The 15,705-nt window shown below is 33.8% G+C and carries 18 protein-coding genes; 6 read left to right on the top strand and 12 right to left on the bottom strand.

The genetic code is table 11. The features are described 5' to 3' along the window. Window positions 1-34: 34 nt before the first annotated feature. The 12 genes from NLJ00_RS05125 to hemA all read right to left on the bottom strand — a co-directional run bounded on the left by NLJ00_RS05125 (window position 35) and on the right by hemA (window position 9,579). A complete protein-coding gene (locus NLJ00_RS05125) occupies window positions 35-931 on the bottom strand; it encodes a fructose bisphosphate aldolase (RefSeq protein ID WP_256636462.1) in 897 nt (298 codons plus the stop codon). 22 nt (window positions 932-953) lie between these two features. Beyond that, window positions 954-1,880, bottom strand: coding sequence for a DUF4421 family protein (locus NLJ00_RS05120; RefSeq protein ID WP_256636461.1), 927 nt, complete (start codon window positions 1,878-1,880; stop codon window positions 954-956). 2 nt (window positions 1,881-1,882) lie between these two features. After that, a complete protein-coding gene (gene hemF / locus NLJ00_RS05115; protein WP_256636460.1) occupies window positions 1,883-2,785 on the bottom strand; it encodes an oxygen-dependent coproporphyrinogen oxidase in 903 nt (300 codons plus the stop codon). A 4-nt stretch (window positions 2,786-2,789) separates the two neighbouring features. Next, window positions 2,790-3,074 carry a hypothetical protein gene (locus tag NLJ00_RS05110; RefSeq protein WP_256636459.1) on the bottom strand — a complete coding sequence of 95 codons (285 nt, stop codon included), beginning with the start codon at window positions 3,072-3,074 and terminating at the stop codon, window positions 2,790-2,792. 158 nt (window positions 3,075-3,232) lie between these two features. Then, window positions 3,233-3,784: a GNAT family N-acetyltransferase gene (locus tag NLJ00_RS05105; protein ID WP_256636458.1), complete on the bottom strand. Its 552-nt coding sequence runs from the start codon at window positions 3,782-3,784 to the stop codon at window positions 3,233-3,235. A gap of 2 nt (window positions 3,785-3,786) precedes the next feature. Beyond that, the gene (locus NLJ00_RS05100; protein ID WP_256636457.1) at window positions 3,787-4,164 is read right to left on the bottom strand and encodes a hypothetical protein; all 378 of its coding nucleotides are present in this window, start codon (window positions 4,162-4,164) and stop codon (window positions 3,787-3,789) included. 119 nt (window positions 4,165-4,283) lie between these two features. Next, complete coding sequence (locus NLJ00_RS05095) at window positions 4,284-4,835, bottom strand: transposase (protein ID WP_256636456.1); 552 nt, start codon at window positions 4,833-4,835, stop codon at window positions 4,284-4,286. Window positions 4,836-4,963: 128 nt separating this feature from the next. Then, window positions 4,964-5,989, bottom strand: a complete 1,026-nt coding sequence (gene hemE / locus NLJ00_RS05090) for a uroporphyrinogen decarboxylase (RefSeq protein WP_053473145.1) — start codon at window positions 5,987-5,989, stop codon at window positions 4,964-4,966. Window positions 5,990-6,092: 103 nt separating this feature from the next. Then, window positions 6,093-6,758: a uroporphyrinogen-III synthase gene (locus NLJ00_RS05085; RefSeq protein ID WP_256636455.1), complete on the bottom strand. Its 666-nt coding sequence runs from the start codon at window positions 6,756-6,758 to the stop codon at window positions 6,093-6,095. Continuing rightward, window positions 6,758-7,684 carry a hydroxymethylbilane synthase gene (gene hemC, locus NLJ00_RS05080; protein ID WP_256636454.1) on the bottom strand — a complete coding sequence of 309 codons (927 nt, stop codon included), beginning with the start codon at window positions 7,682-7,684 and terminating at the stop codon, window positions 6,758-6,760. The genes NLJ00_RS05085 and hemC overlap by 1 nt, the downstream gene beginning before the upstream one ends. A gap of 100 nt (window positions 7,685-7,784) precedes the next feature. Continuing rightward, the gene (locus NLJ00_RS05075; RefSeq protein ID WP_053473142.1) at window positions 7,785-8,189 is read right to left on the bottom strand and encodes a GxxExxY protein; all 405 of its coding nucleotides are present in this window, start codon (window positions 8,187-8,189) and stop codon (window positions 7,785-7,787) included. Window positions 8,190-8,328: 139 nt separating this feature from the next. Beyond that, the gene (gene hemA / locus NLJ00_RS05070; RefSeq protein ID WP_256636453.1) at window positions 8,329-9,579 is read right to left on the bottom strand and encodes a glutamyl-tRNA reductase; all 1,251 of its coding nucleotides are present in this window, start codon (window positions 9,577-9,579) and stop codon (window positions 8,329-8,331) included. A gap of 226 nt (window positions 9,580-9,805) precedes the next feature. Between hemA and NLJ00_RS05065 the strand changes: the two genes are divergently transcribed. The 6 genes from NLJ00_RS05065 to NLJ00_RS05040 all read left to right on the top strand — a co-directional run bounded on the left by NLJ00_RS05065 (window position 9,806) and on the right by NLJ00_RS05040 (window position 15,610). Beyond that, window positions 9,806-10,678: a helix-turn-helix domain-containing protein gene (locus NLJ00_RS05065; protein WP_256636452.1), complete on the top strand. Its 873-nt coding sequence runs from the start codon at window positions 9,806-9,808 to the stop codon at window positions 10,676-10,678. 231 nt (window positions 10,679-10,909) lie between these two features. Then, a complete protein-coding gene (hemH, locus tag NLJ00_RS05060; protein WP_256636451.1) occupies window positions 10,910-11,923 on the top strand; it encodes a ferrochelatase in 1,014 nt (337 codons plus the stop codon). A gap of 82 nt (window positions 11,924-12,005) precedes the next feature. Beyond that, complete coding sequence (locus NLJ00_RS05055; protein ID WP_053473139.1) at window positions 12,006-12,554, top strand: CopD family protein; 549 nt, start codon at window positions 12,006-12,008, stop codon at window positions 12,552-12,554. A gap of 280 nt (window positions 12,555-12,834) precedes the next feature. Beyond that, window positions 12,835-14,250 carry a sensor histidine kinase gene (locus NLJ00_RS05050; RefSeq protein WP_053473138.1) on the top strand — a complete coding sequence of 472 codons (1,416 nt, stop codon included), beginning with the start codon at window positions 12,835-12,837 and terminating at the stop codon, window positions 14,248-14,250. Between the two features lie 10 nt (window positions 14,251-14,260). Beyond that, the gene (locus tag NLJ00_RS05045; RefSeq protein ID WP_053473137.1) at window positions 14,261-15,043 is read left to right on the top strand and encodes an enoyl-CoA hydratase/isomerase family protein; all 783 of its coding nucleotides are present in this window, start codon (window positions 14,261-14,263) and stop codon (window positions 15,041-15,043) included. Window positions 15,044-15,211: 168 nt separating this feature from the next. Then, window positions 15,212-15,610, top strand: a complete 399-nt coding sequence (locus NLJ00_RS05040; RefSeq protein WP_053473136.1) for a hypothetical protein — start codon at window positions 15,212-15,214, stop codon at window positions 15,608-15,610. Window positions 15,611-15,705: the final 95 nt, after the last annotated feature.

The raw sequence follows: 15,705 nt of genomic DNA, 5'->3' as shown, positions 1-15,705 counted from the left end.
ATTTTGACTTTATGACTTTAAACTTTCGACTTACTTATGTGATTGAAGCTTCATAAATTCCTTTAATGGTCTTCTCTAATTTGGTATTAAAAACATCATCAGACTGATTGGCAAAAAGCCCTTCAGACAATGCGCGTGAAAAACTGGCAATTAATCCGTGGTTTTGAGATAGTTTTTCATTGGCTTCTTCCTGACCATATCCGCCAGAAAGAGCGACAACTCTCACAACATGCGGATCAGATATTAATTCGCTGTAAAAGTCATTTACCGTTGGAATAGATAATTTCAGCATCACTTTTACATCTTTGTCTAATGCATTAAGCTGTTTTTGTATTTCTTCTTTTAGAATTTCTTCTGACTTTTCTTTGTCTGGGCTGTAAATATCAACTTCAGGTTCAATAATTGGGATAAGTCCTTTTGCAAAAATTTGTTTCCCTACTTCAAATTGCTGTTCCACGATTTCGCGGATTCCAACGGCGTTTGCTTCTTTAATAACAGAACGCATTTTAGTACCAAAAACATTTCTTTCTACAGCTCGATCCAATAATTCATCCAGATTTGAAATTGGTTTCATTAACTGAACTCCGTTTGCAAGATCAGCAAGTCCTTTGTCAACTTTTAAAAAAGGAACTATGTTTTTTCTCTTCCACAAATAATCAGCAGTCCATTCTCCGTCTATTTTGCGGTCCATTGTGTTTTCAAACAAAATGGCACCCAGAATATATTGGCTGTCAAAAGCCGGACTTTTAATAATTCTGGTTCTCATTTCATGTACAAGCGTGTACATTTCTTCATCATTTGTGTAACTGCTTTCTTCAACACCATATTGCGATAATGCCTTTGGTGTGCTGCCGCCGCTTTGATCTAGTGCTGCAATAAATCCCTTTCCGGAATTCATGCGGTTTAACTGTTCTACGTTTACCTTTTCCATAATTTGTTATTTAGATTAAACATTACAAACCTATTTTATCATTTACTTTATCATAAACCTTTTTCACTTCTTTTGGAGGATCAAATCGATAACCCAAAGAAAGTTTTAAAGTGGCAATATTATCGTTCAGTCGCGGATCGACTTTATCATCCTGAGAAAAACTTACCGAATTAAGGGTTGCATAACCAAAGAAACGGTCATTATTATAAGCCAGTTTTAAATTTAAATCTGCCTGATATAAAGCTGAGGTATCTCCGTCAACATCATTAATTCCCGCCCCCAAAGCAATTCCTGCCCCAATTAAAATACGATCACTAATTACAAAATTATAAAAATAGGATGGTGCCAGTGTAAAGACATAAATGTCACCCGGCGTTGTGTCGGGAGCATTTAAGTCTATGTTGGTGTAATAAAAGGAGAAAGTGGGGATAAAACTTCCGGAACTTTTAGTTTGCCATTCATTTTGGCTTATTAATGTTTTAAAAGAGAACTTATCATTAAAAACATAAGATGTCGTCCCGCCAATTTTCGTAGTACGCATTCTTGGCAGTTGTGCCGTTACATTATCATCACTAACATAAAATCCTTTTTGATTGATAAAAGTAAACGACTGCATCCATTTTTTATAGTAAAAACGGGTGTTAAAATTAAAATGCTTGGAATGAGAATCGCCTTTATTGCCAGAAAGAAATTTGGGCGCAAAACCAACCGAAATATCAATGATCTTGTAATTTAAATTAAAACCAATCTGCTCTCTCCGATTCGGAATAAGATTAAGATAGGTTTTAGGCTCCTGAGCATCTGAAGCAATTTGAAAACTATTAGAAGTATCTAAATAATAAATACTGGTGGTAATTTTATCATTATATGATTTAAAATACGGATTTCGCAGCGAATCATTCTGAGCAAAGCACCCAAAAATGCTGACAAAAAACGTTATATAAATCATTTTTAGATCCATTCTCGCTGATTTTCTAAAACATTTACTAATTTTTCTTCTTCACTTCCGGGTTCTGCATGATGATCATAAACCCATTGTACATGCGGAGGAAGACTCATCAGAATACTTTCAATTCGCCCATTTGTTTTTAAACCGAATAAAGTTCCTTTGTCATGAACCAAATTAAACTCCACATAACGGCCTCGGCGTATTTCCTGCCAGGTTTTGTTTTCTGGAGTATATTCTAAATTTTTTCTTCTTTCTACAATTGGCACATAAGCTTCAAGGAAACTATTGCCGACTTCGGTTACAAAGTTGTACCAATTTTCCATTGACATTGATTCATTTGCTTTGCAATAATCAAAGAATAAACCGCCAATTCCGCGCGCTTCATTTCGGTGTGCATTCCAGAAATACGAATCGCATTGTTTTTTATATTTCGGATAAAACTCCGCATTGTGTTTGTCGCAAGCCGTTTTACAAGTTTGATGAAAGTGTTTTGCATCTTCTTCAAACAAATAATAAGGCGTTAAATCTTGTCCGCCGCCAAACCATTGTTCAATTACATTTCCAGATTCATCGTACATTTCAAAATAACGCCAATTAGCATGCACCGTTGGCGTCATCGGGTTTTGGGGATGAATAACCAAACTTAATCCGCAGGCAAAAAAATCGGCTTCGCCTACGCCAAACATCTTTTGCATGGTTTCAGGAAGTTTTCCGTGAACAGCAGAAATGTTGACACCGCCTTTTTCAAAAACGGCACCGTTTTCAATAACGCGTGTTCTTCCGCCGCCGCCTTCAGGACGTTTCCAAAGATCTTCACGGAATTTTGCAGTTCCGTCAACAGCTTCTAATCCGGCGCAGATTTGATCTTGTAATTTTTGTATGTATGCGTAAAATTTATCTTTCATGATTTTATTTTTCATTTTCTTGTAAAGTGTCATGATATTTGAATGCAACATTCATATCAAGTACTATTGTAGTATCTTTTTTTAAAATCTTTACAAATCTTGAATTTGCTTTTTTAAATAATGAATCTCCTATTTCAGCTTTTTCCCAAATAATAGAATAACCAAATACTTGGCTTGAATCCTTCAGTTTAAAAGTAGGAGACATATGATTACGTTTATCTTTATATTTTTTTACAATTAATCCGGAAAAATTTTCATTAAACATATGTCTATATGCGTCTTTACTCATTTTAGCATCGTTTGAAAAATAGGAGCAAGTGCTAACAAATATTGCAAAAAAGCACATCACAAAAAAACCTTGATATATTGGGTTCAATTTCTCAAATTTAAAATCAAGTATGTTCGTTAAAAATTTTTCAAAAGAAGACATCCTTACCTTTTCTAAATTTATTTTTCATGAATATTATATTCTGCTTTAAGTAATCCGAAATAAACAGAATTTTGCAATTCGCCATTCCCGTTTCTAAATTCGTCCCTTAAAATTCCTTCTTGTTTAAAATTATGTTTTAATGCGATTCGCTGACTTGCCAGATTGATTTCAGAAGTACAGATAAAAACTTTATTCATTTCCAATTTATTAAAACAAAAGTCTAATGCATCAGAAACCATTTTGGATGTAATTCCTTTTCCTTGAAAATCTTCGTCAATAAAATAGCCCAGGTCACATTTCGAAATACGAAGATCAATACTCTTTATACATAAATACCCAATAAGATTATTAGTTTTTATATCTCGCGCATAGAAATAGTATCCCTCATTATTTTTCTCTTTATCCAAGCTGACAGATATAAAATCCTGTGTTTTTTCAAGAGAATCAGAATTAGCCAGAGTTACAGGAAAAGTTTGTCCAATGTGATTTTTATTCTTGTCAATTAGTTTATAGAACTCTTCAGGAAGAATGTTTTCAATTCGGTCTGTTTTCCAATCTGTAAAACTCATCTTTATTTGTTTTTTAGAAAAGCAATTTTAGCATTTATTCCAAAAGAAAAAACCTTGCTTTCCTGTTGAATATATTGATAAAGAGCCAAAGCTTTACCTTTAAAATCATAATTTTCAACTTTCGAAAAATCAATTAAAAAATCAGCAAATTGTTCTAATTGATTAAAATCTAAATGACAGCGAATTAATAAGGTTATCAGTTCTTCATTTTTATAATCAACTAAAGTTTGAAGGTTTAGTCCAAATTCTTTTAACTGATTTTCAACTTCGAATTTTTCGGTATCATTTACAGTTTTAGGCACAAAGTCTAGAGAACGCAATGTTTTTAGGACATTGTCAATTCTGATACTTTCTTCGTCTCTTAAACCTTTGTTTAGCATTATTTGTACGTTTCCTGCAAGGTTTCCAAAACCTTGTAGGTATTAATTGGATATATGATATGTAAAAATTATCTAAATAGACCTACAAGGTTTTGGAAACCTTACAGGACAGACCTAAATCATTCAAAAGTATAAGTTTCATTTAAAAGATTATTCTTTTGATTATGGCAAAAAATGAAATTTTCTAAATCACCAAATAAGGTTAAAACTTCGTCTCGCTCTATTTTTGTTTCCTTATCAGATAAGAAAGCCTGATATGATGAAAATTTGAAATCTTTAAAATCTAAATCAAAATGATGTTTCGGATTTAAATGAACATAAATAATCAGCTGTTTTAGATAATTTTCGTCTTTTAGTATTATTCTTTTAAAATGCTTTTCGAATAAACTTCCTGTTCTTTGAGTTTGTTTATTAAAAGCTTTAGCATAAGAATTGAATAAATTTGAAAAAGCCTGAGTTACCTCTTTTTCTTCAGCATTGAGGCGAATTACCAAGTGAAAATGATTATTCATCAAACAATAAGCGAAAATCGATATTTTATCTCCAGAATATTTTGCTAATTGCTTTAAAAAATAAAGTTTGTTAGCATCATTTTCAAAAATGTTATCTCTGTTAATGCCACGATTATAAATATGATAATAACGATCTTTTTCCAGAACTTCCAATTTCATTCTTTCTCATTTTCATCTCCTGCAAGGTTTTCAAAACCTTGTAGGTGTTCTTTCTTATTTCAATAGTTTCTTATTTTATACCTACAAGGTTTTGAAAACCTTGCAGGAAAGCCAATTGTGACTAAAAACTATTGCCCGTATTCCTTAACCGCGTCAATAAACGCTTTTGCGTGATCTACAGGGATATTTGGTAAAATTCCGTGACCTAAATTTACGATATATTTATCTTTTCCAAACTCATCAATCATTTCATGAACCATTTTTTTAATTGTCGGAATTGGAGATAGCAATCTTGAAGGATCAAAATTTCCTTGTAAAGTGATATTTCCACCAGACAAATAACGAGCATTTCTAGCCGAACAAGTCCAGTCTACACCAAGAGCAGAAGCACGGCTTTTACCCATTTCGCCAAGAGCGAACCAGCATCCTTTTCCGAAAACAATAACCGGTGCAACATCTGCTAAAGCTTCAACGATTTGGTTAATATATTTCCATGAAAATTCCTGATAATCAACTGGAGAAAGCATTCCTCCCCAAGAATCAAAAATCTGAACGGCATTAACTCCAGCTTTTACTTTTTCTTTTAAGTATAAAATCGTGGTGTCTGTAATTTTTTGTAATAAAGTATGTGCTGCAGCCGGATTTGAAAAACAGAATCCTTTTGCCATGTCAAAACTTTTAGAACCTCTTCCTTCAACAGCATAACATAAAATTGTCCAAGGCGAACCGGCGAAACCAATTAAAGGCACTTCGTCATTCAGCATTTCTTTAGTCAATTTAATGGCATCCATTACATAACCAAGACTTTCCTGAATATCCGGAACATAAACTCTATGAACATCTGCCATAGAACGAATCGGATTTGGAACAAACGGACCAATATTTTCTTTCATTAAAACTTCGATTCCCATTGCCTGTGGCACAACTAAAATATCCGAGAATAAAATAGCAGCATCCGGAGCAATTCTGCGAATTGGCTGAACTGTAATTTCTGCAGCTAATTCCGGAGTCTGACAACGTGTGAAAAAATCGTATTTATCACGTAATTCGATAAATTCCGGTAAATATCTTCCGGCTTGACGCATCATCCATACTGGCGGACGTTGAACAGTTTCTCCTTTTAATGCTTTTAAAAATAGGTCGTTTTTTAACATCTCTTATTTGTTTATCCTGCAAGGTTTCCAAAACCTTGTAGGTATTGTTGTTGATTAATATATACCTACAAGGTTTTGGAAACCTTGCAGGAAATCTCGTTTGTTACTTATATTCAGATAAAACATCTTCAATTACGTCTTCAACCGTTGGCTGATCTGCAATGATGATGTTTTTTGTAATTTTATGTAAAGCTTCTGCGGTGGTTTCTCCGATACAGAAACAAGTTTCTTTTTTAATTGAATTATCCTTTAAATAACTCTCAACACCAGACGGACTAAAAAATAAGATAGCGTCAACTGGAGATTTTATTTTTTGAGGCTGTAATGAAGTTTCGTAAACCTGAATTTCGTTCAGTTTTATTCCGGCTTCTTTTAAAGCGCTTGGCAAAGTATCTCTTCTCAGGTTTCCGCTGAAAAAAGTATAGCTTTCATTACGATAAATTAAAGTGATAATTTCTGCTAAATCTGAAGCATAACCCGTATAAGCCACAACATTAAATCCATTTTCAGATAAAAGGATTTTTGTTTTTAAGCCAACGCAATACACGTTTTTACTTTTAAGTTCTTCTGATTTTGGATTTGATAAAACGCTGTGAACGGCATTTTGGCTTGTAAAAATCAGACTTTCGTTGAGGTTTTTAAGTTCGAAAGGTTTGTTTTCGGTTTTAATGAAATCGGCTTCGATTACTTCGATGCCAGCTTTTGTCAACTCTTGTTTTTGAAGAGGAGATAATATTTTCGTAGATAATATCTGAGTTGATTTTGCCATTATTTTTTCAGGGATTCTTTAATCTTCTGCATTAATTCTGTTCCGCCATTGTTTAAAATCTCCTGCGCAGAGTGAAAACCTAACTTTTTCCATTCTGATATATCAACAGTTTTATTGATTTCCAATTTTTGTTTTCCATCAATAGAAAGTAAAACGCCTTGAAAATGCAAAGTATCTTCGTCTTCATTATAAGTTACCAAAGCTCCAATTGGCGCCGTGCATCCGCCTTCCAGCGTTCTTAAAAACTGACGTTCGATATAAGTGCAGATTTCAGTTTCAATATCATTTAACTGCGAAAGCGCATCAAGCGTATAATTGTCATTTTCCATTGCTACAACAAGCATTGCTCCTTGTGCCGGCGCAGGAATCATCCAGTCTAAATTAATGTAGTTTTCTGGTTTTAAGTTAATTCGCTCTAAACCTGCAGCAGCAAAAACAGCTCCGTCCCAATCATTGTCTTTTAGTTTTTGCATGCGCGTATTCACGTTTCCACGTAAATCAACTACAGTATGATTTGGGTATTTGTTAAACCATTGCGCCTGACGACGTAAACTTCCAGTTGCAATAGTACTTTGTTTATTATCAAAATCAGGATTTCCTTTATGAACCAAAATATCCAGAACATTTGCTCTTGGTAAAACTGCCGCCTGAACAATTCCTTTTGGCAAAGCCGTTGGAACATCTTTCATGGAATGCACCGCAATATCAATATCACCATTGATCATGGCAATGTCCAGCGTTTTAGTAAAAATTCCGGTAATACCGAGTTCGTAAAGCGGTTTGTCCAAAATAATATCACCTTGAGATTTAACAGCAACAATCGAAGTTTTATAACCTAAATCATTTAGTTTTTTCTCGACAGTATGTGCCTGCCAAAGTGCTAATTCGCTATCGCGCGTTCCAATTCTGATTGTTTTTTCAGCCATTTTTTATTTTTTTACCATTAAGATATTAAGGTAATTAAGCCTTTCTTTGTCAAAGAACATTAAACTTAACTTTTTTAATATCTTAATGGTTCAAATTTATTTAATCCATTAGTCTTGCGAAATGATCATTCACAAGTGGTTTCATTGATTTTGTAATGTTTGTTGTGTTGAAATTTATCAATAGTCCTTGAGGTCTTTGTAATAATTTCATGTATGTTAATAATTGTGCTTCGTGAATGGGCAATAAATTTTCTATTGCTTTTAATTCTACAACAACACAATCATTTACAAGTAAATCAATTCTTAAATCAGACTCTAATTCAAGGTCGTAATAATCTATTTTAACAACTAATTGTTGTTTAACATCATATCCGTTTTGTTCTAATTCGTATTTGAGGCATTGTTCATAAATGCTTTCTAAAAGTCCAGGTCCCAAAGCTTTATGCACTTTTATAGCAAAACCTGTAATTTCATAAGCTAATTGAGTAACCTCTTTTTTTGTCATAGAACTTTTTTATTTTTGACCTAATATATTAAGAAAGTTAAGTTTTGCTTTGTACATACGCAAAGCTTAATCTATCTTAAAAATTTAATGGTTTCTATTTCTGCATTTAATCTTAATTACCTTAATGGTAAAATTAAATTTAAGATGCTTTTATTTTGAAGACTTTCTCGATCCATTCGATGCTTTCATCAACCATGGTATCGTCGTCTTTTAAATGATTTGCGAAATGAGTAGTAATTTTTTGAATGATTCTGTTGCTGATGATTTCCGCTTGGGCTTCATTAAAATCAGCGATTTTTTTACTTTGAAAATCTAATTCCGAAACTTTAATCGCGTTTAGTTTTTCTTTTAAAGCATTAATCGTTGGCGCAAATTTTCGCCCTTTCATCCAGATAACGAATTCCTCTTTGATTTCTTCGATAATTGCTTCTGCTGCCGGAATGTGTAATTTTCTGTTTTCCAAAGTTTCATCTGTCAACTGAGACAAATAATCCATGTGAATTAAAGTTACACCTTCTATTTCTTCTACATTTTCATGAACATTTTTCGGAATCGACAAATCCAGAATCAACAAAGGTTTTTTAAGATTTAAAATAGCTTTGTCAACCGTTGGGTTTTGCGCGCCGGTTGCTACAACTACAACATCGGCATTTTGAAGTTCTAAATGTAATTCAGAATAATCTTTAACAATCAGATTTAGTTTTCCAGCCAGTTTCTCAGCTTTATCTTTAGTTCTGTTGATTAAAGTAATGTGTTCGTTTTTAGTATGTTTTACTAAATTCTCACAAGTATTTCTACCGATTTTTCCAGTTCCAAAAAGTAAAATGTTTTTTTTACTGATATCTTCAACATTTTTAAGAATGTATTGTACCGATGCAAAAGAAACCGAAGTAGCGCCAGAGCTGATTTCCGTTTCATTTTTAATTCTTTTGCTCGCCTGAATTACTGCATTCACCAATCTTTCCATAAAAGTATTGGCCAATCCCATTGATTTTGAATGAGCAAAACTGGTTTTAATTTGAGATATAATTTCGAAATCCCCCAGAATCTGACTGTCTAAACCAGTTCCTACGCGAAATAAATGATTAATTGCTTCTTGATTTTTGTAAACGAAACCTACTTTTTGAAACGCATCAACAGAACCATTGCTGTTGTCGCAGATAAGTTTGATTAATTGAAATGGATGTTCTGCAAAACCGTAGATCTCGGTTCTGTTACAGGTTGAAGTAACTAGTAAACTTTCTATTCCATCGTTTTTAGCTTGTTCCAATAAGCGAGTCTTCGCAACGGCATCCAAACTAAATTGACCTCTCACCTCTGCATCAGCTTTTTTATAACTCAGACCAACTGAATAAAAATAAAGGTGTTTCGGTACATTATTGTTTTCCATAAATTCACTTTCATAAAGTGCAACAAAATTATTACTATACTGTTTATAAAAGTAACGCTGAAAGTACTTTTTGTATCGCTGCATGTTTTTTTGATTCTAAACGTCTCATTTTATTCAAAAAGAAGTACTTTTGTAGTAAAATCAACTTGTTTGAAATAATTTGTTTAGAGTCATTCTAAATAACATTTTGCTTTTCTTTTGATTTTAGTTTCAAAAAAATATCGCTATGAGTTCTCAAGAAGTTATAAAAATTGAAGACGACTTTACGCTGATCCGTTTTCAAAACGATGGTCCGGAGCCTTTTTATGCACAGCACGAAATAGGTACAGGTCTGATACAGTTTCACTTCGGGATAAAAGGTAATGCTAAATTTTTGTTCAATCAGGGCAATTATGCTTTAGAACTGAAAGAAGAAAAATCGCTGCTTTTATACAACCCGCAGAAAGAATTGCCTCTTAATTTAGGATTGGCACCTAACTCGTGGGTGATTTCCGTAATTGTTTCCATCAAAAAATTTCATGCGTTGTTTTCTGCAGAAGCAGATTATATTACTTTTTTAAGTCCTGATAATAAGGACAAAAAGTATTATAACGAAGGAAATATTAGTCCCTCAATGGCTATTGTATTAAGTCAGCTGTTTCATTACAACCTTCATCCGTCCATAAAAAACCTTTACTATAAAGGAAAAGGATACGAATTATTGAGTTTGTATTTTAACCGAACCGAAGATCCAAATGCAGAACAATGTCCGTTTTTGATTGATGAAGATAATGTTCTAAAAATCAGAAAAGCTAAAGAAATCATTATCGCCAATATGGCTGAACCTCCTGGATTGCAAGAACTGGCAGATGAAATTGGTTTAAATTTGAAGAAACTAAAAATGGGTTTTAAACAAATTTACGGCGATACAGTTTACGGTTTCCTTTTCGATTATAAAATGGATTTCGCCAGAAAACTTTTAGACAGCGGTTCTTATAATGTAAACGAAGTTGGACTTAAAATTGGCTACAGCACCGGAAGTCACTTTATAGCAGCATTCAAGAAAAAGTTTGCCACGACTCCTAAAAAATATTTAATGTCGATTAATGCGAATGTTTAAGTTTTTGCCACGAATTTCACGAATCAACACGAATTAATGATCTGCGAAAATCTGTTAAACCCGTTAAATCGGTGTGCCATTACACCAACAAATTGATTTTCGATATTCAACAATAAATAAAAAGTAATAATTATCATATTTACAAAAAGAAGCAAGTTCTACTTTTGACGAAATTTTTAAAAACAAATAAAAGCTTAAAGCCTAATGCTTAAAGCCTAAAGCAAAAAAATAATGAAAGGCGTATTATTAGTAAATCTAGGATCTCCCGATAGTCCAACAACAAAAGACGTAAAACCTTATTTAGATGAATTTTTAATGGATAAATACGTGATCGACGTTCCGTATTTATTGAGAGCATTATTAGTTCGCGGTATTATTTTAAGAAAAAGACCAGAAGAATCAGCGCATGCTTACGCGAAAATTTGGTGGGAAGAAGGTTCTCCATTAGTTGTGCTTTCAGAAAGAATGCAGAAAAAAGTGCAGCCTCTTGTAAACGTTCCAGTTTCTCTGGCAATGCGTTACGGAAGTATGACCATCGAAAAAGGACTTCAGGAATTAAGCGATAAAGGAGTTACAGATGTAATGCTTTTTCCTTTATATCCACAATATGCAATGGCTTCGACTTTGACTATTTTGGTAAAAGCTGAAGAAATTCGTAAAAAGAAATTCCCCCACATGACTTTTACAGATGTTCCGGCATTTTACAATAAACCGGATTACATCAAGAATTTAGCAGATTCGATTCAAAAACATTTAGTTGGTTTTGAATATGATCACTTATTGTTTTCTTATCATGGAATTCCTGAGCGTCACATTCGCAAAACCGATATTACAAAATCACATTGTAAAATTGACGGTTCTTGCTGCAACACGCCATCTCCGGCGCATGATTTCTGTTATCGTCATCAATGTTACGAAACAACAAGACAGGTCGTTAAGTTATTAGGACTTCCCGCAGATAAATATAGTCTAACATTTCAATCGCGTTTAGCGGGAGACAAATGGTTAGAACCTTATACTGATGTTGAAATTGATAACATGCCAGCAAAAGGAATCAAAAAATTAGCAGTTGTAACACCAGCTTTCGTTTCAGATTGTTTAGAAACTTTAGAAGAAATCGCCATGCGCGCCAAAGAAGATTTTGAGAAAAATGGAGGTGAAGAGTTTCTTGCAATTCCATGTTTAAATGATGATGATGAATGGTGCCAAACTGTGAGTAACTGGATTAATGATTGGGCTCAATAATATTGTTTCACGTTTAAAGTTTAAAGTTTTTCTCAAAGTTGATAACTTGAAACTTTAAACCTGAAACTTTAAACAAATAATAATGGAATACTATAATTACTTAAAATCACTGCATCTTATATTTGTGATAACCTGGTTTGCAGGTTTGTTTTATATTGTGCGTTTGTTTGTTTACCAAATCGAAGCAAATGAAAAACCATCTCCGGAAAAAGAAATTCTGCAGGCGCAATACAAAATAATGGCCTACCGTTTGTGGTACATTATTACATGGCCGTCGGCGGTTTTGGCGAGTATTTTTGCTTTTTGGATGCTGTTTTTTACAGATGCTGGACACATTTGGCTCACACAACCTTGGATGCATGTAAAATTATGTTTCGTTTTCCTTCTATATTTATATCACGGAAAATGCCACCAGATTTTCAAACAATTACAAAACGATGAGGTAAAATATTCCAATAATTTTATGCGTTTATGGAATGAAGGCGCAACGATTATTTTATTTGCCGTTGTCTTTTTAGTAGTTTTAAAAAGTGCCATCAACTGGATTTTCGGCGTAATCGGGATTATTTTATTCTCGGTTTTAATAATGCTGGGATTTCGTTTTTACAAACGAATTCGAGAAAAAAAATAAAAAGAGTTTGCCACTAATTACACGAATTTTCCCGAATTTCTTTTTGTAATTTTTTGCCACAGATTAAAAGGATTATAGAGGATTAAAAAAAATCATTTAAATCCTTTTAATCTGTGGCAAAAAAAATAATTAGTGTAAATTCGTGAAATTCGTGGCAAAAATAGTATTCAGTCATAGTTTCCACTCTGACACTGAAAACTGCGACTGCGACTGTAAACTAAAATTTATGCTAAACATTAAAATGACAATGCTCTCACTTCGTACCAGGATTTTCCTGTCGATGATTGTATTGATTGTTGTGGCATCTTTTTTATTAGCTTCGATTTCGATTATTCAGTTTAAAACCGAAGCCAAAGAATATCACCAGGAAAGACTAGAACGAAAAGAAAATGCGGTAAAAGAACACATCAATTATGTGCTTTCTACAACGACTTATCCGCTTAAAACTCAAAACTTAGATTTAATCTTTAAAGATAAAATTCACGAATTAGCACAGATTCACAAAATTGAAATTAACATTTACAGCCTTGATGGGAAACTGTTGAAATCTTCTAAAGAATCTTTCGCCGTTGATAAAATTGCGCCGCCAATTCCGGAATATATTTTAAAACTGGTTCGTTCTTCCATCGAAAAACGTTTTGTAGACATTAAAACTATCGACGGAGTCAAAAACAGATCATCATACAGTTTAATAAAAGACGAAAAATTCAAACCACTCGGAATCCTGAATCTTCCGTATTTAGAAGACGACGGTTATTACGATAATGAATTGAATACTTTCCTGATTCGCTTAAGTCAGGTTTATTCTTTTATGTTGATTGTAGCTTTTGCCTTGGCGTATTTCCTTTCGACCTATATCACAAAATCATTAAAAACGATTTCAGATCGTTTGGAAGAAACCAATTTGGATCAGAAAAACGAAAAAATTGTTTTAGAAGCCAACAGCAAAGAAGTCAACTTTCTGATAAAAGCGTATAACGGAATGGTTGACAAACTGGAAACCAGTGCGATTAAATTAGCGCAAAGCGAACGTGAGGAAGCTTGGCGCGAAATGGCGAAACAAGTTGCACACGAAATTAAAAATCCGCTTACGCCAATGCGATTAACGGTGCAGAGTTTCCAAAGAAAGTTTGATCCCAATGATCCTGATGTAAAGCAGAAAATGAATGATTACTCTGAAACCTTAATTCAGCAGATTGATACCATGACGGCGGTGGCTTCGGCATTTTCAAACTTTGCTTCTATGCCGGCACAGCAAAATGAAACCTTGAATGTTGTTGAGGTTGTGGAATTGGCTTTGGATATTTTCAACGAAGAATATATTTCTTTTGAAAGCGATGAAGAAGAAATTATTTCGAAAATGGATCGTACGCAATTGATTCGTGTTATTACCAATTTGGTTAAAAATGCGACACAGGCAATTCCGGAAAGTCAGTTTCAAAAATCAATTGTGGTTACCGTAAAAAGGCGAAATAACAATGTTGAAATTGCCGTAAAAGACAACGGAATCGGAATCCAGAAACAAGATATCGGCCGAATCTTCGAACCAAAATTTACTACCAAAACCAGTGGTATGGGACTCGGACTCGGAATTATCAAAAACATTATAGAAAATTACAAAGGAACAATTACCTTTGAATCAACTTACGGAAAAGGAACCACATTTAGGGTTTCTTTACCTATTACAAACTCTTAAATTCATCGTCATGAACTACGAAAATATATTAATTTCTATTGAGGAAAAAGTTGCCACAATCACTATAAACAGACCTACAAAACTGAATGCTTTAAACAAATCGACAATTAGCGATTTGAGCAATGCCATTAAGCTATTAGGGAAAAGTGACGATGTTCGCGTTATTATTTTAACCGGAAGCGGAGAAAAAGCTTTTGTAGCCGGAGCAGATATTTCAGAATTTGCAAACTATACAGTTGTTGAAGGCGCACAATTAGCAGCCGAAGGTCAGGAATTATTATTCGATTATATCGAAAACCTTAAAAAGCCAGTTATTGCAGCTGTTAATGGTTTTGCTTTAGGCGGAGGATTAGAACTGGCAATGGCGTGTCATTTTAGAATAGCTTCAGACAATGCAAAAATGGGATTGCCAGAAGTAACTTTAGGATTGATTCCGGGCTACGGTGGAACACAGCGTTTGCCACAATTAGTGGGGAAAGGCCGTGCAATGGAAATGATTATGACCGCAGCGATGATTTCTGCAGAAGAAGCAAAACAATACGGTTTAGTAAATCACGTAGTGCCGCAGGAAGAACTTTTATCGTTTACAAACGTAATTGCTCAAAAAATCATTAAAAACGCTCCGTTTGCGATTGCAAAAGCAATTAAAGCAATCAATGCTAATTTTGAAGATGGCAAAAACGGATTCGATACTGAAATAAAATCGTTCGGAAAATGTTTTGGAACGGAGGATTTTAAAGAAGGAACTTCAGCATTTTTAGAAAAACGTAAAGCTGAATTTACAGGAAAATAAGTTATTCCACAAAGTTGCGCAGAGATAGCACAGTCCCGATAGCTATCGGGACACAAAGAAAATTTATATAATCTTTGTGTAACTTTGCTAAATCTTTGCGCAAAATAATAGACAAGATTATAAAAACTTAGAATCTCAGGATCTCAGAACCTTAGCAACTTAAAAAAAATGTACGAACCAATATTTGCCCTTTTTTGTGAACGAGTTAAAGAAAGTATTCAAGCTGGAACTTTCGCAAAACTGACTTTGGCTAAAACTATGGGCGATACCGAAATCAAAAATATTTATTTCAGATTGGTTTTAAATGAAGACAATACTTTCTCGATTTCATTAACTACTCGCTATAAAACAGAAGAAATCGAAAGCATTCACACTTTAGATGAGGCTTTATTGGTTTTAGGTTCTTATATCAAAAAACCGTTTCTAACTGCACTTTTATTTACTACAGATAACGATGTTACTTTCAAAGTAAACAAAAAGAATGCAGGAAGTATTATCGAGCAGCCACCGACATTTAAAAATGCATCGCCGGTTATGCTGGAAATGGTTGAAAAGGGAATTGTTTAAATAATAATTTTTAGAAATAGATATCTGAGTTGTCAGGCTGAGCGAAGTCGAAGCCTCGTTTACTGAATCACTTTGCGGGCTTCGACTTCGCTCAG

The organism is Flavobacterium panici (assembly GCF_024499525.1).
GTDB lineage: Bacteria > Bacteroidota > Bacteroidia > Flavobacteriales > Flavobacteriaceae > Flavobacterium > Flavobacterium panici.
The sequence above is the reverse complement of the archived record's forward strand: the minus strand, read 5'-3'. Positions and strand labels throughout refer to the sequence as shown.